The organism is Paraburkholderia sp. BGA-UO-ETr-F12 (genome assembly GCF_059567945.1).
Window position 1 is genome coordinate 624,083 of record NZ_JCAQOZ010000066.1, and the last position, 20,485, is coordinate 644,567.

General features: G+C 63.8%; 16 protein-coding genes. 7 read left to right on the plus strand and 9 right to left on the minus strand.

The features are described from left to right. Window positions 1–3 precede the first annotated feature (3 nt). Window positions 4–915, minus strand: coding sequence for an ABC transporter substrate-binding protein (locus tag AC57B6_RS36350; protein ID WP_253959034.1), 912 nt, complete (start codon window positions 913–915; stop codon window positions 4–6). A gap of 271 nt (window positions 916–1,186) precedes the next feature. Between AC57B6_RS36350 and AC57B6_RS36355 the strand changes: the two genes are divergently transcribed. Beyond that, window positions 1,187–2,098, plus strand: a complete 912-nt coding sequence (locus AC57B6_RS36355) for a LysR family transcriptional regulator (protein ID WP_496423133.1) — start codon at window positions 1,187–1,189, stop codon at window positions 2,096–2,098. A gap of 9 nt (window positions 2,099–2,107) precedes the next feature. Here AC57B6_RS36355 and AC57B6_RS36360 read toward each other — a convergent pair whose 3' ends face one another. Genes AC57B6_RS36360 through AC57B6_RS36380 form a run of 5 tightly spaced genes read right to left on the minus strand, consistent with a single transcriptional unit; the run spans window position 2,108 to window position 7,369 of the window. Beyond that, window positions 2,108–3,709 (minus strand): rhodanese-related sulfurtransferase, encoded by a 1,602-nt coding sequence (locus AC57B6_RS36360; protein WP_178368720.1) that lies wholly within the window; start codon window positions 3,707–3,709, stop codon window positions 2,108–2,110. Continuing rightward, complete coding sequence (locus AC57B6_RS36365; RefSeq protein WP_030102572.1) at window positions 3,706–4,314, minus strand: cysteine dioxygenase family protein; 609 nt, start codon at window positions 4,312–4,314, stop codon at window positions 3,706–3,708. Before AC57B6_RS36365 ends, AC57B6_RS36360 begins: the two co-directional genes overlap by 4 nt. A gap of 33 nt (window positions 4,315–4,347) precedes the next feature. Beyond that, a complete protein-coding gene (locus tag AC57B6_RS36370; RefSeq protein ID WP_496423134.1) occupies window positions 4,348–5,400 on the minus strand; it encodes an ABC transporter substrate-binding protein in 1,053 nt (350 codons plus the stop codon). Between the two features lie 14 nt (window positions 5,401–5,414). Continuing rightward, window positions 5,415–6,278 (minus strand): class II aldolase/adducin family protein, encoded by an 864-nt coding sequence (locus tag AC57B6_RS36375; RefSeq protein ID WP_256737765.1) that lies wholly within the window; start codon window positions 6,276–6,278, stop codon window positions 5,415–5,417. Window positions 6,279–6,289: 11 nt separating this feature from the next. After that, window positions 6,290–7,369, minus strand: a complete 1,080-nt coding sequence (locus AC57B6_RS36380) for an LLM class flavin-dependent oxidoreductase (protein ID WP_106353533.1) — start codon at window positions 7,367–7,369, stop codon at window positions 6,290–6,292. 1,107 nt (window positions 7,370–8,476) lie between these two features. Here AC57B6_RS36380 and AC57B6_RS36385 point away from each other — a divergent pair. Beyond that, window positions 8,477–9,472 carry an LLM class flavin-dependent oxidoreductase gene (locus AC57B6_RS36385; protein ID WP_102857384.1) on the plus strand — a complete coding sequence of 332 codons (996 nt, stop codon included), beginning with the start codon at window positions 8,477–8,479 and terminating at the stop codon, window positions 9,470–9,472. Between the two features lie 139 nt (window positions 9,473–9,611). Here the strand turns inward: AC57B6_RS36385 and AC57B6_RS36390 are convergent, their stop codons facing one another. Then, window positions 9,612–10,748, minus strand: coding sequence for an alpha/beta fold hydrolase (locus AC57B6_RS36390; protein ID WP_496423135.1), 1,137 nt, complete (start codon window positions 10,746–10,748; stop codon window positions 9,612–9,614). A 468-nt stretch (window positions 10,749–11,216) separates the two neighbouring features. Between AC57B6_RS36390 and glgC the strand changes: the two genes are divergently transcribed. The 5 genes from glgC to AC57B6_RS36415 all read left to right on the plus strand — a co-directional run bounded on the left by glgC (window position 11,217) and on the right by AC57B6_RS36415 (window position 17,501). After that, window positions 11,217–12,482, plus strand: coding sequence for a glucose-1-phosphate adenylyltransferase (gene glgC / locus AC57B6_RS36395; RefSeq protein WP_030103571.1), 1,266 nt, complete (start codon window positions 11,217–11,219; stop codon window positions 12,480–12,482). Between the two features lie 153 nt (window positions 12,483–12,635). Continuing rightward, entirely contained in the window at window positions 12,636–14,096 is a 1,461-nt protein-coding gene (gene glgA / locus AC57B6_RS36400) for a glycogen synthase GlgA (RefSeq protein ID WP_030103572.1), read from the plus strand. Between the two features lie 231 nt (window positions 14,097–14,327). Next, window positions 14,328–15,194, plus strand: coding sequence for a pyridoxal kinase PdxY (gene pdxY / locus AC57B6_RS36405; protein WP_030103573.1), 867 nt, complete (start codon window positions 14,328–14,330; stop codon window positions 15,192–15,194). Window positions 15,195–15,465: 271 nt separating this feature from the next. Next, the gene (locus AC57B6_RS36410; RefSeq protein WP_030103574.1) at window positions 15,466–15,927 is read left to right on the plus strand and encodes a hypothetical protein; all 462 of its coding nucleotides are present in this window, start codon (window positions 15,466–15,468) and stop codon (window positions 15,925–15,927) included. 422 nt (window positions 15,928–16,349) lie between these two features. Then, the gene (locus AC57B6_RS36415) at window positions 16,350–17,501 is read left to right on the plus strand and encodes a branched-chain amino acid ABC transporter substrate-binding protein (RefSeq protein WP_030103575.1); all 1,152 of its coding nucleotides are present in this window, start codon (window positions 16,350–16,352) and stop codon (window positions 17,499–17,501) included. A gap of 116 nt (window positions 17,502–17,617) precedes the next feature. On the opposite strand, the gene AC57B6_RS36420 is transcribed toward AC57B6_RS36415, so the two are convergent. Further along, window positions 17,618–19,540, minus strand: coding sequence for a DUF3857 domain-containing transglutaminase family protein (locus AC57B6_RS36420; RefSeq protein WP_496423136.1), 1,923 nt, complete (start codon window positions 19,538–19,540; stop codon window positions 17,618–17,620). Continuing rightward, window positions 19,537–20,436, minus strand: a complete 900-nt coding sequence (locus AC57B6_RS36425) for a helix-turn-helix transcriptional regulator (RefSeq protein WP_496423137.1) — start codon at window positions 20,434–20,436, stop codon at window positions 19,537–19,539. The genes AC57B6_RS36420 and AC57B6_RS36425 overlap by 4 nt, the downstream gene beginning before the upstream one ends. Window positions 20,437–20,485: the final 49 nt, after the last annotated feature.

Genomic DNA, 20,485 nt, shown 5'->3' on the forward strand with positions numbered 1-20,485 from the left:
CCATCAAGGCAAAGCGAAGCTGCGATCGAAGCTCGTGCGCACATCGAGATGGGCGCGGATCACATTGGCGGCTTCGTAAGTATCGGCGGTACGCTGCTGCGCGGCGACGACGCTGTCGTCGATCGCTACCGGGTGCACCTGGCCGCGCTGATAGACGGTTTTCAGCACATCGGTCGGCAGACCCGTGACTTTCGATTGCATCGCCGCCACTTCGTCGGGATGCGAAAGCGCCCAACGCTGACCGATCGCCACGCGTCGCAGGAAGTCGGCGAGTTGTGGGCGCTTGTCCGCAATCGCGCGTTCGGTCGCGACCTGATAGCTGAGTCCTTCGGAAAGACCGACGCCGTTGGCGATGATGCGATCGTGATCGCGCGCTTCGCCAAGCGCGGTGTACGGGTCCCACACCGACCATGCGTCGACGCTGCCTGACGCAAGCGCCGCCTTCGCATCGGCGGGTGCGAGGAAGACGAACGAGACGTCGGTCAGCGGCACGTTGGCCTTCTTCAGTGCGGCGAGCGCGAGATAGTGGCCAATCGAACCGCGCGTGGTAGCGATGCGTTTGCCCCTCAGGCTCGCCGCATCGTTCAACGGCGAATGCGCGCCGACGACGATCGCGAGATCCAGCGGATTCGACCGGGTCGCTGCGACGGCCCGCACGCGCGCGCCGGCCGCGAGCGCGAACACGAGCGGCGCGTCGCCCAAGCCGCCGACATCCACGGCGCCGGCATTCAGCGCTTCGCCGAGCGGTTGCGCCGCGGGGAAGTTGAACCACTCGATCTTGTACGGCAGGTCTTTCAGTTGGCCGGAGGCTTCGAGAATGCCGCGTGTTTGCAAGGATTGATCGCCGACCTTGAGCACCGGTAAATCGGCGGCATGAGACTGCGTTGCGCTCACAGTTGCACACAGGGCGAACATTGCCGCGCCGAGCGGTTTGAACAACGCGCGCTGCAGAACGGATGAGGCGGACAAAGAGAAGCGGAAGGTCGGCATGGGGGCGATCGTGTCGTGGCATTCGGATGATGTGCCATCGACGATAAGGCACTCATCTGTATAAGACAAACGCATTATTCTGCTAAGCAAATATGCGAATTTTCTTGGCCGGCAACGCGTGCGCGCGCATCGATCCGGGTATCATCGGACGCACAAAACCTGCGCATCTGCCGAACTCACCGAGTCACCGCTCACCATGAAGATCGACGAAATCGACGCCTACGTCACCGTCATTCGCTGTCAGTCGTTGCAGCAGGCGGCGCTGTCGCTCGGCCTCACGCAACCGGCAATCACGCGCCGTCTGCAGAATTTCGAAGAGGCGCTCGGCGTCGAACTGCTTGACCGCAATACACGCCCGCTCAAGGCGACCGCAACGGGCCGCATCGTCTACGAACAATGCCGCGTGATCCAGCGCGAACTCGACGTGTTGCGCGAGATCGTCGCCACCGATACGCCGCCGGTCGGCATGCTGCGCCTCGGCGTCGCGCAGACGATTGCCGATATCGCGCTCACCGATGCGATGCGCGGCCTCAAGACCGCCTACCCCGATCTGCAAGCGCGGGCGTCGACCGGTTGGGGCAGCCAGTTACTGCAACGCGTCGAGCAGGGCGAACTCGACGCCGCCGCGATCCTGCTGCCCAGCAACAAGACCTTCGACGAATCCTTGTCGGCGCGCTCGCTCGGCCGCGTCAAGCTGGCCGTGGTCGCGCAGAAAGGCTTGTTGAAGAAACGCGCGCATACGCTGGCGGAATGCCAGTCGATCGGGTGGGTATTGAATCCGGACGGTTGCGGCTTTCGCGACGGCCTGCAACGCGCGCTGACGGGCCTGGGGCTCGCGCTTAAGCTCAATCTGGAAACACTCGGCACCGAACTGCAATTGCAACTGGTGGCCGACGGCAACGGTTTGGGACTCGTACCCCTACCGTTGCTGCAGACCAGCGCTCATGCGGACGCGCTCGACATCGTCCCGATGAGCGACTTCAAGCCGCTCATCGATATCTGGCTCGTGCATCCGCGCGTGCTGGGCAAGCTGCAACAGCCGGTCGAGCAGTTCGGCGCCGCGATCGAACGGCAGTTCAAGGAGGCGCGCGCGCAGCGCGCCGCCTGAACCCTTCTCTCAGAGCACGCGGAAGCCATGCGTCCCATCGCGTCCAAGCTGAGCGACTAACCCGTACTCCCACTCCAGATACGCGTTCATCGCTTCGCGTGCGTTGTCGGTTCCCTCATACGGGCGTCGATAACGATCGATGCGAGGCGATGCCAGACGCGTCTCGCCACTTTCCACGGCGAGACCCGCTTCGATCCACGCGTTTGTGCCGCCGCTTAGCACCTGCACCGGTTTGCCCGTCAACGCCGCCAGCTCGGGCGCGGCGAAGCGCGCAAGCAGACTGCTGCCGCAGGTCGCCACATAGCGTTGCGCATCCGGCAGCTTGCGCAACGCTTCTTCGAGTTGCCCACGAATCGCGAACCACGCGCCCGGAATATGCCGCTTCACGTAGTTCGCGCTGGTGGTGAAATCCAGCACGATGGTGCCGGGCGACTGCAGGAGCGCTACCAGTTGAGCCGGCGAAATTTCATCGACCTCGGGCGGCGCGGGTGCATAACGCGCCGCGGGCGCTGGGCCTTTTTCAGCGAAGTCCGCATTGCTCAGGCCGTCTACGACGTACACCTCGATATTCATCTGCGCGAGCCACGACGCGGTCATGTTCGCGCGCACGCCGTCGTTGTCGGCGAGGATCACACGCGCGCCTCGCACCGGGGCGAACATATCGGTCTCCTGCACAAGCTGGCCGCCTGGCGCATTGCGAAAACCCGGCACGTGCCCCGCTTCGTATTCTTCCGGCGTGCGCACGTCGAAGCGGTAGACGGTGCGTACCGCTTCGTCGGCCCAGCGGCGTGCTTCGTCGCGCGAGGTGCGCCCTACCCTCGCACGATCGGCCACCTCGCGCGCGGAATCGGCGGCGGCAAGACGAAGTGTGTCGTCGACAATCGGATCGAAGCGGCGCGAACTGCCATGCGCGAGCGCCTGGCCGGCCAGAGTCCAGCCGATGGTGCCGTTGCGCAGCGCCGCCACCGGATTCGGCACGCCCGCATTGATCAGCGACTGCGCGCCGATGATGCTGCGCGTACGCCCCGCGCAGTTCACGATAATCCGCGTGGCAGGGTTCGGTGCAAGCTGCCGTGCACGCAGCACCAGTTCGGCGCCCGGCACGCTGATGCTGCCCGGAATATTCATGGTCTGGTATTCGTCGAAACGGCGTGCGTCGAGCACCACCACATCCGCGCCGTGATCGAGCAGTGCCTGCACCTGCGGCGCGCCGAGCGACGGCGTATGGCGCTCGCTTTCGACCAGTTCGCCAAAAGCCTTGCTCGGCACGTTGACGTCCTGGAACAGTTCGCCGCCCGCCTCGCGCCAGCCTTGCAAACCATTCTCGAGCAATGCCACGTCGGTATAACCCAGCTCGCTCAGACGGCTCGCGGCGCGCTCGGCGAGCCCTTCGCCGTCGTCGAATACGACGAGCGGCACGTCGCGGCGCGGCAGACGCACCGGCGCGTCCAGTTCGAGCCGGGACAGCGGCAGATTGGCCGCGAACAGCGGATGACTGCGTGCGTGCGGATCTTCCTCGCGCACGTCGACGAGCGCGATTTCCTCGCGTTCGAGCAGCGCACGGCGCACGTCCTTGAATGATCGGATACGGAACTCTTTAGCGAAACTCATGAGATCAGGGACTCCCTCGCAACATTCCAGATATTCGGCAACACGTCGTTCGAGTAACCGGAGATAAAAGTTTTGCGCCCACCGCCGGCAGGATAGACAGAACGTGTCACCGCGCCAATATTTGCACCGTACACGTGAATGCTGATCGACGTACGGTCACGAAAAGCATTACTCACACGATGGATATCGCCAATGGCAGGTGACACGGCATCCACTGCTCCGGTGTCGAGGCGCTTTGGCAGCCCCTCTTCTTCAAGTGTGCCGCCTGACGTGATGCGATATCCCTGAGCAATTTCCGCACCACGCAACACGCCGATCAAACCCCATACGGTGTGATCGTGCACCGGCGTCGACTGGCCCGGCCCCCATACAAAACTGACGATTGAAAAACGCTGCTGCGAATCGGCATGCAGCAGAAATTGCTGATAGCGCTCGGGATCGGGCTGCGCGAAGGCGTCGGGCAACCAGTCGTCGTGCGCGATCAGTTCGCGCAATGCGGCACCGCCCGCGTCGAGCAACTGTGCTTCGGGCGCACGTTCGTCGACGAGCGACGCAATCCGGCCGACGAATGCGCGCAGCCGGTCCGGCCTCAAGGTTTGAGTCATCGAATGATCAGAAGATAAGTTGAGCTGAACCGCTTAGACGCCGTGGGCGAGCGCGGCGTTGAAGGTTTCGGTCCACAAGGGCGCGACGTCGACGTGGCGATCGATCACCGCCGCCCGCGTGAAGGTATCGGCAACCTGCTGCTCGCTCGCGATATCCGCCGCCGTGACGCCGGTGACGCGGCGTGGCTGGCTCTGATTGCGATACAACGAGCGGATTGCCTCCTCGGGTACGCGCAACTCCGCGGACAGCACCTTCGCGTACACATCCTGATGCTGTCCGAACCACGCGCAGGCACGTTGCAGCCGCACCAGCAGATCCGCCGATGCTGCCCGCCGCTGCGGATCGGCAAGCACCGACGGATGGCCGTAATACAGGTAATTGCCGGATAGATAGCCGTTGGCGTTTTTCAGCACGCGCGCGCCCGCTTGCGAGATCGCCAGCGGCACGTTGTAGCCGTAGATCGCCCAGGCATCGAGCGATCCCGCGTTGAACGCCGCGAAGCCGTCGCGTGGCGCGAGCGAGGTGGCCTGAATGTCGTTGAACGAAAGCCCGGCCTCTTCGAGCATGCGCAGCAGGTAGTAATGCGTCGTGGTGGCGCGCAGATAGCCGACGCGCTTGCCCTTCAGATCGGCGATCGAGCGGATCGTCGAGCCCTTCGGGACCAGCACGACCTGGTTGTTGACGTCGTCCTTGTAGACGGCGATCACACGCACCTGGGCGTTCTGCAGACGCGCGAAGATCGGGGGGATCTCGCTGCCCGAGGCGATGTCGAGCGAGCCGCCGTTCATTGCTTCGACCATCGCGTTGCCCGACTGGAACTCGGACCAGTCGATGGTGTACGGCGTATCCGCCAGGCCGGCGGTTTTCAGCAGCGTAGCGTCGCCGCCTTTGTAGGTCGCAACACGCAAACGGACCTTGCTGAGATCGACGTGCGGATCGGTTTTCTCGCTGGCCGCGGGCGTGTTGGCGGCGGCCATTGCCGACATCGCGCCGGTGCCCGCGGCGGCGAGCAACGAAGCCGCCGGCAGCGCGGACACGAGCCGGCGGCGCCGGAGCGAAACCGGCGAATCAAAACGTTGGGTCATCTTATGGGGGCTGTTCAGTTGAGGACGTCGGGCTCGGCTTCGACCAGCCCTTCCAGCAAGCTCTGGAACGCGAACAATGCGCCGCCCGGGCGGCCTACCTGCTCGTGTGTGAGCGCGGCGACATCGGGCGGGATGGGCTGCGGCGTGCCGGCGGCTTCAGCGAGCAATTGTGCATGGCAGGCGTTATCGAGCGCGATGTACCACCAGGCCGCCGCCTCGACTGTCGGACCCGCGGTGAGGATGCCGTGATTCTTCAGGATTACCGCTTTTCGTTCGCCCAGCGCCGCGGCGATACGCGCGCCTTCATCGGTATCGAGCACGACGCCGCGGAAGTCGTCGAACAGCGCGTGGTCCTGATAGAACGCGCACGAATCCTGAGTGAGCGGATCGAGCGTGCGGCCGAGCGTCGACCACGCCTTGCCGTAGAGCGAATGCGTGTGGGCGGCGGCGACCACGTCGGGGCGCGCCTCGTGAATTGCCGCATGAATCGCGAAGGCCGCCTGATTCAGTGGGCCTTCGCCGACCACGATCTCCCCTTGTGCATTCACCAGCAGCAGATCGGACACGCGGATGCGGCTGAAGTGCTTGCCGAACGGATTGACCCAGAAGTGGTCGGGCCACTCCGGATCGCGCGCGGTGATATGGCCGGCGAGCCCCTGGTCGAAGCCATAGCGCGCGAACAGGCGGAACGCTACAGCGAGCCGCTCCTGCCGATAGCGCCGCTCCGCCGCGATGCTTTCGCGCGGCGCGACGTCGTCGAACCAGAATTTGCGGATTGGCGCGTGACGCTGGAGCGGCGCCGTATCCGGGGCGCGATACGGCGCGGGTGCACTTTGCGGCGCCGGGGCGTTTTGCAGCGCGGTGGACAGATCGGTCATCGTGACTCCGTTCAGGCGGCCACGCGCTCGACGCGCGCGATGCGTTCGCGGGTGGCCGGAATCAGCTCACGGCCGTAGTCGATGGCGTCTTCGAGCGGATCGAAGCCGCGCACGAGGAAGGTGGAGACGCCGAGCGCGTAATACTCCGCGAGCGTGTCCGCGACCTGTTCGGGCGTGCCGACCAGCGCGGTCGAATTCGAGCGTCCGCCGATTTCCTTGGCCACGCCGGTCCACAGACGTTCATCGACGCGATCCGATTCGCCGGATGCCGCGAGCAGCCGCCGCGCGCCTTCGCTTTGTGCCGGGCCGCCCACACCGAGTCCCTGCGCCGCGCGCAGGCGTTTCGTTTCTTCGAGGATGTGTTCCGCGCGTTCCCACGCGGCCGCTTCGGTCGCGGCGAGAATCGGCCGGAACGACACAGAGAAGCGCACGGTACGACCGTGTTTGGCTGCTTCCGCGCGCACGCGGGCGACCTGCTCGCGGACTTGCGCTTTCGATTCGCCCCATAGTGCGTAGACGTCCGCATGACGTCCGGCGATTTCGAGTGCGGGCGCCGATGCGCCGCCGAAGTAGACGGGGATATGCGGTTGCTGCACGGGTTTCACTTCGGAGAAGCCTTGTTCGAAGCGATAGTACTGGCCGTTGTGATCGAAGGGTTTGGCCTCGGTCCAGATGCGGCGCAGGATGTGCAGGTATTCGTCGGTGCGGGCGTAGCGTTCGTCATGCGACAGGTAGTCGCCGTCGCGGCGTTGTTCGGCGTCGTCACCGCCGGAGATGATGTGGACGGCGAGGCGTCCGCCCGAATAGTGGTCGAGGGTTGCCAACTGGCGCGCGGCGAGCGTGGGGGCGACGAAGCCTGGGCGATGCGCGAGCATGAAGTGCACTTTGCTGGTGACGCTGGCCGCGTGGGCGACGGTGAGCAGCGCGTCGGGGCTGGTCGAATGATGCGGCACGAGGATGCGGTCGAAGCCCGCGGCTTCGTGTGCGCGGGCGAATTGCTCCACGTAGTCGATGTCGATGACCGGACCTTGCGGTAGGTGGGTTTCAGACACCTTGCGGGTCTGGATCATGCCGATGAATTCGATGGACACGGTGGGTGTCTCCCTAAGTGAGGTCTTTTTGCCCGGCGGGGCGGTGGCTTTTCTTTTCTGGCTGGATCTGTTGCTCTGTTCGAGGGGGTTAAGGTAGCAGCGCTACATGCGGTTGTTAAATATTGATCGGACATATCTATATCGGGTTTGCATGTAATGGAATTTGGTGTTTTTTGCCTGCCTGGCAGGTGGGGCGTTGCGGCGCTTTTTTTGTTGATCTGACTCTTTGGCCTTTTCTTGCTGTGTTCCTGGTCCGTTCTTCTGGTGTTGGTCTTTTGGCCTTTCCTTGTTTTATTAGTGGTCTATTAGCGTTGCCCCTGTGCGGGGCGGCACCTACTTTTCTTTGCCTGCCGCAAAGAAAAGTAGGCAAAAGAAAGCGGCTCAAACCGCCAGCTCATAAGTGGGTCCCCTGGCTTGGAGGAGGTAGTGGTGCATCTGGAATCTGTCGCCTCGCACACTCCGCCTCAGTGACAAGGCAGTCATACCTCCGGCGGCGCTGCGCGCGCCGATACCCCATTCATAAAACCGTCCCTGCGTTTCCCCCACACGCCCGCTGGGCGTAGGGGCTGGCTGCACCTGGTGGACCGTTATCGCCGGCATCATTTCATTCGAAGTACGAATATTTAACAGCGCAGGCCTCTGGGGCTTGCTCGCTACGCGAATCAAACCCACTGGTTTCCCTGGCAGACCCGTCCGCGACGCACGCAGTGCGGAGTGGGAGCTGATGAGCGCCTTGTCGCTAACGCGGAGTGTGCGGGGGCACGGATTCCAGATGCACCACTACCGTGGCTGTGCGGGGGACCCGCTTATGAGCTGGCGGTGTGAGCCGCTTTCTTTTGCCTACTTTTCTTTGCGGCATGCAAAGAAAAGTAGGTGCCCCCCCGCACAGGGGGAACGCTAATAGACCAATAACAAAGCAAGGAAAGGCCAAAAGACCAACCCCAGAAAGGCAACGCCAAAAAAGAACAGCCACCAAACCCCGCCGAGCAGGCCCCCCCCCAAACCCTTCTACAAACATGGAAATCGCCGAGCCGTCAGCACAAAACCAAAACCTTTGCCAAAATGCCCCATCGCGCGAAAGCGCCCAAAACACCAAATGAACAGAAAATGATCCCCTTCTCAGTGCTGGACCTTTCGCCCGTCATCGCCGGCGCCACCCCCGCGGACGCGTTCAGAAACACGCTGGACCTCGCGCAGCACGCGGAAACCTGGCACTACCGCCGCTTCTGGCTGGCGGAACACCACAACATGACCGGCATCGCCAGCGCAGCCACCTCAGTGGTCATCGGCTACGTCGCCGGTGGCACGAAAACGATCCGCGTCGGCTCCGGTGGCGTCATGCTGCCAAACCACGCACCGCTAGTCATCGCGGAACAGTTCGGCACCCTCGCCTCGCTCTATCCGGACCGCATCGACCTGGGCCTCGGTCGCGCACCCGGCACCGATCAAAGCACAGCCCGCGCACTACGCCGCGATCTGCAAAATAGCGCGGAGTCCTTCCCCGACGACGTCGTCGAGTTGCAACGCTATTTCGCCGACCCCGTGCCGGGCCAGCGTATTCGCGCCGTCCCCGGTGCCGGCCTGCACGTGCCGCTATGGCTGCTCGGCTCGTCGCTGTACAGCGCACAACTGGCCGCGGCACTCGGTCTGCCGTTCGCGTTCGCGTCGCACTTCGCGCCCGACCACATGTTCACCGCGCTAAAGGTCTATCGCGAACAGTTCCGTCCGTCGGCAACACTCGATAAACCCTACGCAATGGTCGGCGTCAATCTGTTCGCCGCCGATAGCAACGACGAAGCGCGGCGTCTGTTCACCTCGCTGCAGCAGCAGTTCATCAACCTGCGGCGCGGCACGCCCGGCCAGTTGCAACCGCCCGTGGAGCGGCTCGAAGCGTCGGAGATGGAGATGAACGGCGTCGCACATTCGCTCGCCTGCTCCATCGTCGGCGATCGCGATGCGGTACGCGAAGGACTGCTGTCGGTGATCGACCAGACCGGCGCGGATGAATTGATGCTGACCGCACAGATCTACGACCACCAGGCCCGCTTGCGCTCGTTCGAGATTGCCGCTCAGGTACGCGAAGAATTGAGCGCGGGCAAGTAGCCGCAGCGGCAACGAATAATCCGACCGGCGCCCGAGAACGCCGGAAACAGGTAAAAAGGGCGGCCCCTCAGCAAAGGACCGCCCTTTTTTTGCATAGCGCATGGCCGGGTGACGTTCGAGTCAACTCCCCGACAACAACTCACCGATTAGCCGACACCGCCGCCAGCCCATCGAGGAGCGCCTTATGAAACGCCTGCGGATCCTGCATCTGCGGCGCGTGCCCCAACTCGGCGAATTCAACCAGCGTCGCATGCGGAATCGCCTTCGCGGCAGCCTTGCCCAACTCCGGGTAATGGCCGATCTTCGCGCGCACCTCGGGCGGCGCCGCGTCCTTGCCAATCGCGGTCGTGTCCTTCTGGCCGATCAGCAACAGCGTCGGCATGCTCAGGTGGCCGAGTTCGTACACCACCGGCTGCGTGTAGATCATGTCGTACAGCAACGCGGAATTCCACGCGACGATCCGTTTGCCGGGGCCGCGGTACATTCCCGCCAGCATCTGTACCCACGGCTCGTAGTCCGCGCGCCACTGGCCGGCGTAATAGGTGGCCTGTTCGTAACGGCGAATGCCGTCCGCAGTCGTTTTCAGCTCGCGTTCGTACCATTGGTCGACCGATAAGGACGGCACGCCCTTCGCCTTCCAGTCCTCGAGGCCGATCGGATTGACCAGCACCAGTTGTTCGGTCTCGTGCGGATACATCAGCGCATAGCGGATCGCGAGCATGCCGCCGGTCGAATGGCCGATGATCGTCGCGTCGGTCACGCCGAGCGATTCGAGCAACGCATGCGTGTTGCGCGCCAGTTGCTGAAAACTGTACTGATAGTGCTCCGGCTTGCTCGATTTGCAAAAACCGATCTGGTCCGGCGCGATCACCCGATAGCCGGCGTCGCTCAAACGATGAATCGTAGCGTCCCACGTCGCCGCGCAAAAGTTCTTGCCGTGGAGCAACACGGCCGTGCGGCCATTCGCATGGACCGGCTCGATATCCATGTAGGCCATATGCAGCGCCACGCCTTGCGAGGTGAAGTCGTATTGTCCGACCGGCTCCGGATAGTTGAAACCCTGCAACTCTGGGCCGTACGCCGGACCGCTGTTGTCGGCGGGGGCAACCGGAGCGGCCCCGGCAGAGGCGGAGCCCGGCGCGTTAGCCTGAACAGCCGAACCGGTCGAACCACCGGCAAGCGCGGCGCTGGCCGGCGTGGCGGCAAAAACACCGGGCGCGGCAGCCAGCACGCAGGCGCTCACGATGGCAAACAAAGACAGGCGGCGGGCATTCATCGATAGTTTTCTTGCAAGGAGAAATCGGCGGGAGGAAGCATGCGGGTCGCGCACGCCGGCAAATCGACGCCCGCGCCCCGTTCAGAGCGGACGATTCTACGACGCGCCGCCGGACTTTGCTGCCGCGCGCGCAAATCCACCACGGCATCGGCGGGTTTGGCACGCATATTGCGAAGGCTCACCTTGCGTTCTATGTGTCGTGGCGCACGGATGCGGCCGGTGCAAGGGTTGATCGTTCGCAAAGCGGTCGCACGAGAGGCATCCGCACAATCAACACTATTCGCTCACGGCAAATCGGTGCTAGAACTAGCAGACAGGCTCGCAAAAACAGGGCCGCCTGGCAGCACGAATCAATCGCACGGAGCGAAAAAAGCACAAGACCATCCGGGGCATACTAATCAGCAACTATGTTGCATCGGCTCAAAGCAGGCGCTAACACGCCAACTCTGGCCGACAAAGGAGACAGACATGGAAACTCCGGCACGGCTGAACGATCTGCAACGCACTACCCTCGCCATTGTCCTTGCAGGCGGGCGCGGCACGCGGCTCGGGCCGCTCACCAACAAGCGCGTCAAACCGGCGGTGCACTTTGGCGGCAAGTACCGGATCATCGACTTCGCGCTCTCCAATTGCCTGAACTCCGGCATCCGCCGTATCGCGGTCGTCACGCAATACAAGGCACATTCGCTATTGCGCCACCTGCAGCGCGGCTGGGGCTTCCTGCGCGGCGAATTCGGTGAGTTCATCGATCTGTGGCCGGCGCAGCAGCGTGTGGAAGGCGCTCACTGGTACCGCGGCACCGCCGACGCCGTGTTCCAGAACCTCGACATCATCCGCTCGATCCGGCCGAAGTACGTGGTGGTGCTAGCGGGTGACCATATCTACAAGATGGACTACACGCGCATGCTCGCGGATCACGCGGAAAGCGGCGCGGATTGCACGGTCGGCTGCATCGAGGTGCCGCGCATGGACGCCGTGGCCTTCGGCGTGATGCATGTGGATGAAAACCGGCGCGTGACCGGCTTCGTCGAGAAACCCGCCGATCCGCCCTCCATTCCGGGCCGTCCGGACGTGGCGCTGGCCAGCATGGGCATCTACGTATTCAGCGCAGATTATCTGTACACGTTGCTCGAAGAAAACATCTCGAGCGTCGATACCGATCACGACTTCGGCAAAGACATCCTGCCGCGGGTCGTCACGCAAGGCACGGCGATTGCGCATCCGTTCAGCATGTCCTGCGTGTCGTCGGATCCGAGCGTGGAGCCCTACTGGCGCGACGTCGGCACGATCGACGCCTACTGGGCAGCCAATCTGGACCTCGCCTCCACCATTCCGACGCTCGACCTGTACGACCGCAACTGGCCGATCTGGACGTACCAGGAGCAACTGCCGCCCGCCAAGTTCGTCCGCGACATGAAAGGCCTGCAAGGCACCGGCAACAACCTGATCGTATGCGGCGGCTGCGTGATTTCGGGTTCGCAGATTTCGCGCTCGGTGCTGTCGTCGAATGTGAAAGTGAGTTCGTTCTGTAACATCAATGAGGCAGTCTTATTGCCGCAGGTCACCGTCGGCGCGAGCTGCCGGTTGCAAAAAGTGGTGATAGACCGCGGCTGCACCATTCCGGACGGCACCATCATCGGCGAAGACCCGGTAGCCGACGCCGAACGCTTTTATCGCACCGACGACGGCGTGGTGCTGGTGACGCCCGAGGCGCTGCAGAAGAAGGGAAAGTGACGGAGAACGTGACGCTCGCCGGAACGGCATGACGAACCGGCGAGCGTTGCCGCTACCGTTGCACCCGTTGCACCGTGCCCACCGCTTACCCGGTTTGCGCCGTTTACACCGACCTGACGGCAAACCCGCTCTAACAGGAACGAGACCGAGCCTATGACGATTCGCGCCCTGCACGTCGCAAGCGAGCTGTATCCCCTCCTCAAAACGGGCGGTCTCGCCGACGTCGCGGGCGCGTTGCCGCCTGCGCTGATCGAGCGCGGCGCCGATGTGCGGGTGCTGCTGCCCGGTTTTCCCGCCGTGGTCGCCGGCTTGACCGACTTGCGGCCGGTGGCGCAGATGGGCCGCCGTTTCGACGCACCAGACGTCACCCTCGAACTAGGCACGCTGCCGTCGAACGGCCTGAGCGTCTATGTGATCCGCGCCGGCACCCTGTACGACCGTCCCGGCAACCCCTATCTGAACGACGAACACGTTCCGTACGGCGACAATGCGCAACGCTTCGCCCTGCTCGGCTGGGTTGCCGCCCAACTGGCGCAGCACCTCGATCCGCAGTGGGCACCGCAGATCGTCCACGCGCACGACTGGCACGCCGGACTCGCGCCCGCCTATCTGAAGGCGGCCGAACGGGAGCATGGGCGCCGGTTCGCGCGCAGCATCTTCACGGTGCACAACCTCGCGTACCAAGGGGTCTTTCCGGCGCACCAGTTCGGCCAGTTAGGCTTGCCGGACGACTTCTTCAGCATGCACGGGGTCGAATTCTATGGGCAGTTATCGTTCCTCAAGGCCGGCCTCTACTACAGCGACCGCATCACCACCGTGAGCCCGACCTACGCCCGCGAAATCCAGACCCTCGCCCAGGGCGGCGGCCTCGATGCCTTGCTGCGCCATCGCTCGCACGATCTGAGCGGCATCCTGAACGGCGTCGACTACTCGGTGTGGAATCCCGCCACCGACGCGCTGCTCGAAGATCACTACACGGCCACCCGTCTGGCCGGCAAAGCGGCGTGCAAGGAGGCCTTGCAGAAGCGCTTCGGCCTCGCGCAGAAAAGCGATGCGCTGCTATTCGGCGTGGTGAGCCGGCTCACCGAGCAGAAAGGCCTCGACCTGCTGCTCGAAACGGTCCCCGAAATTGTCAAACGCGGCGGCCAGCTGGTGGTGTTCGGCACCGGCGACCCGGCGCTCGAAAACGGTTTGAAACGGGTCGCGCACTCTCATCCGGAATCGGTGGCGGTCGAACTGGGTTTCGACGAAACCCTGGCGCATACGATCGTCGCGGGCAGCGACGTGATCGCGGTGCCGTCGCGCTTCGAACCTTGCGGGCTGACGCAACTGTACGCGCTGGCTTATGGGTCGCTGCCGCTCGTGCATTGTGTCGGCGGGCTGGCGGATACGGTGGTCGACGCGTCGCTCGAAAATCTCGCCGACGATCTCGCCACCGGCTTCGTGTTCGAGCGCTTCGAGCCGAAAGGCCTCTCAGCGGCGATCCGCCGCGCGTTTGCGCTCCATGGCCGCCGCACCGAGTGGAAAGCCACCCAACGGAGGGCGATGCGCCAGGATTTCGGCTGGGGCGCCTCGGCCGAGCGCTATCTCGCGCTGTATCGGGAACTCGCCTGATCCTTCTTGTGATGGTTCGACGCAACAACACGGGGACGGATCAACTCGCCTGTGACAAACTCATGTATTGTTTTCTCTCTGTGCAGATCGCGCATTTTTCTTGCACTATCTAAAAGAGTTAAACCATTGAAAGAGTCACGCCGCTTCGGGCGGCCGGCCACGGCCGGTTCGCCGCCGCGGCCGTCCGTCCGTTCCCATTAATCGCGCATTCCTGCTTGCGCGGGCCACACCATGACGAAAAACGTTCTGAGCATTCAGTCACATGTCGTCTTCGGGCACGCCGGTAACAGCGCGGCCGTGTTTCCGATGCGCCGGCTCGGCGTGAATGTCTGGCCGCTCAATACCGTGCAGTTCTCGAACCACACGCAATACGGTCATTGGACCGGCGGTGCGATTCAGGCATCGGAGATGGAAGATCTGGTCGACGGTATCGGCGCAATCGGCGTGCTGCCGCGCTGCGATGCCGTGCTGTCGGGCTATCTGGGCACGCCCGAGCAGGCGCAATCGGTAGTGGAAATCGTCAAGGCCGTGAAGGCCGCCAACCCGCGCGCGTGGTACTTCTGCGATCCGGTCATGGGCGCCACGAGCGGCTGCAAGGTCGAACCGGGTATCCAGGAGTTTCTCGTCCGCACCATGCCGGCAGTGGCCGACGCGATGGCGCCGAACCATACCGAGTTGCAGCGCCTCGTGGGCCGGGAGATCGAGACGCTCGAAGAAGCCGTGACCGCGTGCCGCGAGGTCATTGCCCGTGGACCGAAGCTTGTGCTGGTCAAACATCTGCTCGATCGCAATAGCCCCGCCGACCGCTTCAACATGCTGGTCGTCACCGAGCGTGAGGCCTGGATGGGCCAGCGCCCCCTCTACCCGTTCGCGCGGCAGCCAGTGGGCGTCGGCGATTTGACGAGCGCAGTGTTTGTCGCGCGCACGCTGCTGGGCGATTCGATTCGCGCGGCCTTCGAGCATACGCTGGCCGCCGTGAACGCTGTCGTCAAGGCAACGTGGCAAGCCGGGCGCTACGAGCTGGAACTGGTCGCCGCGCAGAGCGAAATCGCGCAACCGCGTGAATGGTTCGACGCCTGGGTCGCGGAAACGGCCTGAGACGGGGATAACCGCCCGGCACTCGCGCGGCTCGACACGCACCCGGCAGCCTCGCGTGTCTGCTGTGGTTCGAACCGGCACGCGGCGCCCAACCCGCATTTGTCAACTGAGCGTCCTATAATGCGTGCCGCGTAGGCTCAGGCCGCCGGCCGCCTACGCCGCATTTTTTTGGCGTCCGGGCGTCAATCACCCGGGCATCCGGGCATCCGGGCATCCGGGCATCCGGGCATCCGGGCATCCGGGCATCCGGCATTCAGCAGACGAGGCATTGATGGACGGTTATATCCGCAGCGAGCGGGAAGAATTTTTTGAGCAGTTGTGCATGAGTGTCGACGCGGACGAAGCGCACGAACAGGAGGCGATCGAGTTCTTCGAGAGCCAGTTCGACCAGGCCGACTTCGACCCCGCACAGTGGCTCGACATCGCGCTTTACTATTCGCCGGCCGTGGCGCGCGGCATCGTCGATATGGTGACGCCCGACGACAAGGCGCGTAGCAACATCGCCGAAGTCATCGCCGACAACCTCGACATTTCCTACGGCGAGGACGAGTGCCAGCAGTTCGCCGAGACCATCGAATTCGCGTTGAACAACGGCGTGCCGGTGGATCTCGACCTGGTGCTCGACGGCTGCCAGCGCGCGATCGACGATCTCGACACCTGGGCGGACGAAGAGACCAAGGCGCCCCTGCTACGTCTGCGTGAAGAATTGCTGCGACAGCAAGGCGAGCATTGAGCGCATCGTTTTAGCTTGCGGCCGGTCGCATCGGGCGATTCGGCCGGGCCTCAGATTTTTCACCGGTGCTATGCGAACGCCCGTTTGCGCAACTGCACCGCAGCAGTCAAGCCGGCGCGCTCGCGCCGGTTTCCCGGGCGGCTTCTGCGGGCCGCCCTTCGCTTCTTCGGCAAATACAGGCCGCCCCGTTTCTTAAGCATATGCCGCAATCCGCACCCGCGCGCCGCCGCTGACAGGCCGCCAGCCTAAGCGCTGCACGGCCTATGCCGAAATGCTCATTCAAAGCGCCGCGAACTGCCAAGACGCTCATAAATTGGCTTTCTATATTCGCGCCAGATTGACCGGCATGTGAACGCCACGGCACGTCGATCCAGCGTTACCGCTTGCTGCCCGCAAACCTGAAACTGTCGAAGGAGAGAGACATGAGTCTTCACAACACGCTGAAACCGCTTGCTCTATTTGTTGGCGCTGCCCTCGCGATCGCGCCGCTAGCCAGTTTCGCCGACGACCTGCCGGTGAAGATCGGCTTCGCCGCGCCGCTCACAGGCGCCAACGCCGGCTATGGGAAAGATCTGGAGAACGGTGTCCGGCTTGCGATCGAAGAAGCCAACGCCCAGAAGCTCAAGATCGGCGGCAAGGTCGCACAATTCCAGCTCGTCTCGGAAGACGACCAGGCCGACCCGCGTATCGGGGTGCAGGCCGCGCAGAAGCTGGTGGACGCGGGCGTATCGGCGGTCGTCGGCCACTTCAATTCGGGCACGACGATTCCCGCCTCGCAGGTGTATGAGCAGGCCGGCATTCCGGTGATCGATCCGGCCGCGACCAATCCGGTCATTACGGGGCGCGGTTTCGCTAACACCTTCATGGTGATTTCCACCGATGCGCAGAACGCCGGCAACGCGGGCGTCTACGCCGTGGAGGTGACGAAGGCCAAACGCATCGCGATCATCGACGACCGCACGGCGTTCGGCCAGGGCGAAGCCGACGAGTTCGAGAAAGCGGTGAAAGCGCATGGCGGCAACATCGTGACGCGCGAATACACCGACAATCACGCGGTGGACTTCAGCACGCAGATCACCAGAATCAAGGCGGCCAATGCGGATCTGGTTTTCTTCGGCGGGCTGGATACCCAGGCGGCGGGCTTCGCGAAGCGGATGAAGCAATTGGGCTTGAACGCGCAACTGGTGGGCGGCGGCGGCGTGATGGATGAGGACTTCATCAAGCTCGCCGGCGAGCCGTCCGAAGGCGCGATGGCCTGGGAATACGGCAGGCCCTTGGCCCAGTTGCCGGGCGGCAAGGACTTTTCCGCGAAGTTCAAGAAGCGCTTCGGGGTGGACATCCTGTCGTACGCACCGTTTGGCTATGACGGCGCATGGGCTGCGATCAAGGCGATGCAACAGGCGAAATCCACGTCACCAGCAGTTTATCGGCCGGTTCTCAAAGCGATCGACTACGACGGCGTGACAGGCAAGATTTCTTTCGACAGCACCGGGGCGCTGAAGAGCGGCGCTTCCACGCTGTACCAGGTCAAGAACGGGGCGTGGGTTCCGATCGTGACCAAGAGCGGAAGTTAAGGGTCTTCGTTTGTAGTGGTCAAGTCTGCAACTTCGCGGTGTAGTTTCCTGCGGCCGAGGCGGTGCTGTTATATCGCCTCGGCCGATATCGATGCCCGTACGGACACCACGCGCGCCTATCTGATCACCTTCACCACCACCTCGGCATCGAGATCCCGCTCGATCCGCACAAGGTCGTCCTTCACACCGGCGAACTCATCGGCCGAGCACATCTGGTGCCCGAATGCGGCCTGAAGATGGCGCCTCACCTGCAAGACCCGCGCAACAGGATCGAACACATAGCGGGAAGAAAACTCGAAGAAACGATCCTTCACCGCGGCATCCGGCGGCACATCCGCCACATGGACGAAGCTCGGCAGCGTCAGCTCCTGTGTTTCGTCGAACGTTCCTCCCAGACACGCCCAAGGCTGCGTTCTCGACGGTTGCGCCAGCCACGCCTGCACCTGCCCGGCCATGCCGCCGGACAAGCTCGTCAGGGCCGGCACAGCGGTCGTCCCATCGGTCCAGACGAAATGCTCCACGCGTCCCTGCATCGAAGTGGAAAAAGGGCCATCCGTGGCGGCCACGTCGCCGGTCTGCAAATGCGCTGTGCCGTGCAAGCCGGTCTGCAACAGACGATTCGCGGCAATCTGCTGGGTGCCCTGCCGCGTTGCCCGTCGAAACAGATTACGTTCGAGCTCCGCCGTATAGCCGCTATCCTCCACGCGATAAGCGTAACTTGCCGCCCCATGCTCATCGACGTCGATCTGCAGGCGTGCCGTGCGTTCGCGCAACTGGGTGGCCGGCGTGCGTGACAGTGTGCCCTCGTCGACCAGCAAAACCGGCCGGTCCATCACGCTCGGCGGCAGGTAGCCAAAACTCACGCCGCCCGCCGTAGTGTCGGCAAATAACGATAGATCAGGAATCCAGATGATTGCGTGATTGATCGCGCTGCTTCCATATCCCGGCACGGACGGCAAATTGTAGTACGGCCCGAGATTGAGCAGCACAGCCTCGCTGCGGATGCCAACCGCGGCCAACAGCGCGCTGTACAAGGCGACGTGATCCTTGCAGTCGCCATAGCGATTGCGCAGGATGTCGACCGCCTTATGCGGAATCGCCGCCGTCTCGCCGAGAAACAGCGCCACGTAGCGAATATTCAAACGCATCCAGTCGTACAGGATCCGTGCTTTCGCGCGCGCGTCGCTCGCCTGCGCAGTCAGGCCTTGCGCGAGCCGGATGATCGCCGGGTCGCTCATCGTCGCGTCGGCAGCAGGACCGCGATAACGCGCGGCGAAGTTCGCGAAGTCCGGCACCGTCGACACCATCAGCCGGTCGCCCCAGTTCGCATAGCCTACCGCGCCCGCTTCAAGCGGCGCGTAAGGACCGTGCCGGTAATCGAACTCGTAGCGGGTACGGCCGTTCGCGGTGACGGACGGCAGCGCGACGTAGCCGCGCGCATCGGCATAGAGGGGTACGTCGGCGGGCAGATCGAAGATCAGGCGCTGCAACTCGACGGGGTCGCGAGTCGGTTCGACCAGGTACGCGAACGTGCCCGCCTGTAGCGCTTTCGCGCGGGTCTTGCGAAACGCCAGATGCACCCGTGCGCCGGGTTCGACGCCCGGAAAGATCACCGTGCGCAACACCCCGTCTTCGAAACTCGGCGCGCCGGCCGAGCGCGGTTCCTGCACGTCGCGAATCGCTTCGGGGCCGACCGGATGCGCGACGCCATCCGGATCGATCGTTTCAGCGGCGAGCAATTGCACCTGCTCGATGTCCTTGTTGAACCACACGTAACGTTGCGCGATATCGTCGACGCCGCTCGTCGTGTTGGCGCGCAAAACCGTATCGTCATGTTCTTCGACAGAGCCGTCTTTCTGGATCACGAAGAGGTGGACGTCACGCTCGATCGTCGAAGGGGAAAGGTCGTCGTTGGGGGTGCCGGCGATGCTCGATGCGCCCGGGCCGCTTGCATCTCGACCCTCAGCCCGCGCAGCCGCCACGCACGCAAGCAGCGCCAACGCGGCGGCCGCCGTCGCAAACGGCGCGCACCGGGTCATGTGCGACGCGCCCTGCCTCGCGCTCGCCACGCAAGCGGGCTCGACGCGAACTCCGCGCGAAATGCATGGTTGAAATTCGACAGATCGTTGAAGCCGCAATCGAGCGCGATATCGACGACCTTCGCGCTATCGTCGCGAAGCCGCAGCGCCGCCGCCCGCAAACGCGCCCGCAATAGATACTGATGCGGCGTCACGCCGGTCACGCGCTGGAACGTGCGCAGGAAGTAGAACTCGCTCAGGCCCGCAGCACCCGCGAGGCTCGTGAGCGTGTGCGCGGCACCAAGTGTGTCGTCGATCAGGCGCACCGTTTGCGCCACGCGCGACCAGGTTGCGGCGCTCGCGGCGGGTTCCGCACGCGTCAATGCGCCCGCCGCCTTGAGCGTCGAGACGGCCAGTTCAACGGCGAGTTCGTCCCAACCCGCGCCGCCTGCCTCTAGCGCGCCGGCACAGGCGCGCGCGATCAGCGGCGACAAGGCGGGCAGCGATGGAATCCGCGCGCGCCTGAAGTTCAGATCGCCGCCCGCGATGCCCGCATCCGCGGCAAGCCGCTCGAAGTACGCCGGCGCGTAATGAAAGGCGATGCAACGATCGCCAGGCGCATGCCGGTGACCGCATTCGAAACAGTCGCCCGGATTGCCGAGCAGCAGCGCGCCGGGGGTGAGCAGCGCGCGTCCCGTGGCGCTCCGGTAGCCGAACGAACCGGCCACCACCATCGCAATGCACACGCCCGCGTGCCGTTCCTCGAACGGCTGATCGCGGGGGCCGAAGGTGCAGAGGATGTCCGCAACAGCCCAACTCGCACCTTGGGCCAATGGGCGCGCGCTGGTGCCGCCGCGCGTGCCTTCCCGTGCGCGTTGCGCCAGCGCCTGCTGCAAAGTGACGGCAATTTTCCCCAAGACGCACCTCGGCTGAGTCCGTATCGTGGTTTTAGCACATCGGCGGCCG

Bases quoted from the DNA above. Each gene is read 5' to 3' on its own strand.
- AC57B6_RS36365 (WP_030102572.1), bottom strand. From the start codon at position 4,314: ATGACTCAAACCTTGAGGCCGGACCGGCTGCGCGCATTCGTCGGCCGG.
- AC57B6_RS36415 (WP_030103575.1), top strand. From the start codon at position 16,350: ATGAGTCTTCACAACACGCTGAAACCGCTTGCTCTATTTGTTGGCGCT.
- AC57B6_RS36370 (WP_496423134.1), bottom strand. From the start codon at position 5,400: ATGACCCAACGTTTTGATTCGCCGGTTTCGCTCCGGCGCCGCCGGCTC.
- pdxY (WP_030103573.1), top strand. From the start codon at position 14,328: ATGACGAAAAACGTTCTGAGCATTCAGTCACATGTCGTCTTCGGGCAC.
- AC57B6_RS36350 (WP_253959034.1), bottom strand. From the start codon at position 915: ATGTTCGCCCTGTGTGCAACTGTGAGCGCAACGCAGTCTCATGCCGCC.
- AC57B6_RS36420 (WP_496423136.1), bottom strand. From the start codon at position 19,540: ATGACCCGGTGCGCGCCGTTTGCGACGGCGGCCGCCGCGTTGGCGCTG.
- glgA (WP_030103572.1), top strand. From the start codon at position 12,636: ATGACGATTCGCGCCCTGCACGTCGCAAGCGAGCTGTATCCCCTCCTC.
- AC57B6_RS36385 (WP_102857384.1), top strand. From the start codon at position 8,477: ATGATCCCCTTCTCAGTGCTGGACCTTTCGCCCGTCATCGCCGGCGCC.
- AC57B6_RS36360 (WP_178368720.1), bottom strand. From the start codon at position 3,709: ATGAGTTTCGCTAAAGAGTTCCGTATCCGATCATTCAAGGACGTGCGC.
- glgC (WP_030103571.1), top strand. From the start codon at position 11,217: ATGGAAACTCCGGCACGGCTGAACGATCTGCAACGCACTACCCTCGCC.
- AC57B6_RS36410 (WP_030103574.1), top strand. From the start codon at position 15,466: ATGGACGGTTATATCCGCAGCGAGCGGGAAGAATTTTTTGAGCAGTTG.
- AC57B6_RS36355 (WP_496423133.1), top strand. From the start codon at position 1,187: ATGAAGATCGACGAAATCGACGCCTACGTCACCGTCATTCGCTGTCAG.
- AC57B6_RS36390 (WP_496423135.1), bottom strand. From the start codon at position 10,748: ATGAATGCCCGCCGCCTGTCTTTGTTTGCCATCGTGAGCGCCTGCGTG.
- AC57B6_RS36375 (WP_256737765.1), bottom strand. From the start codon at position 6,278: ATGACCGATCTGTCCACCGCGCTGCAAAACGCCCCGGCGCCGCAAAGT.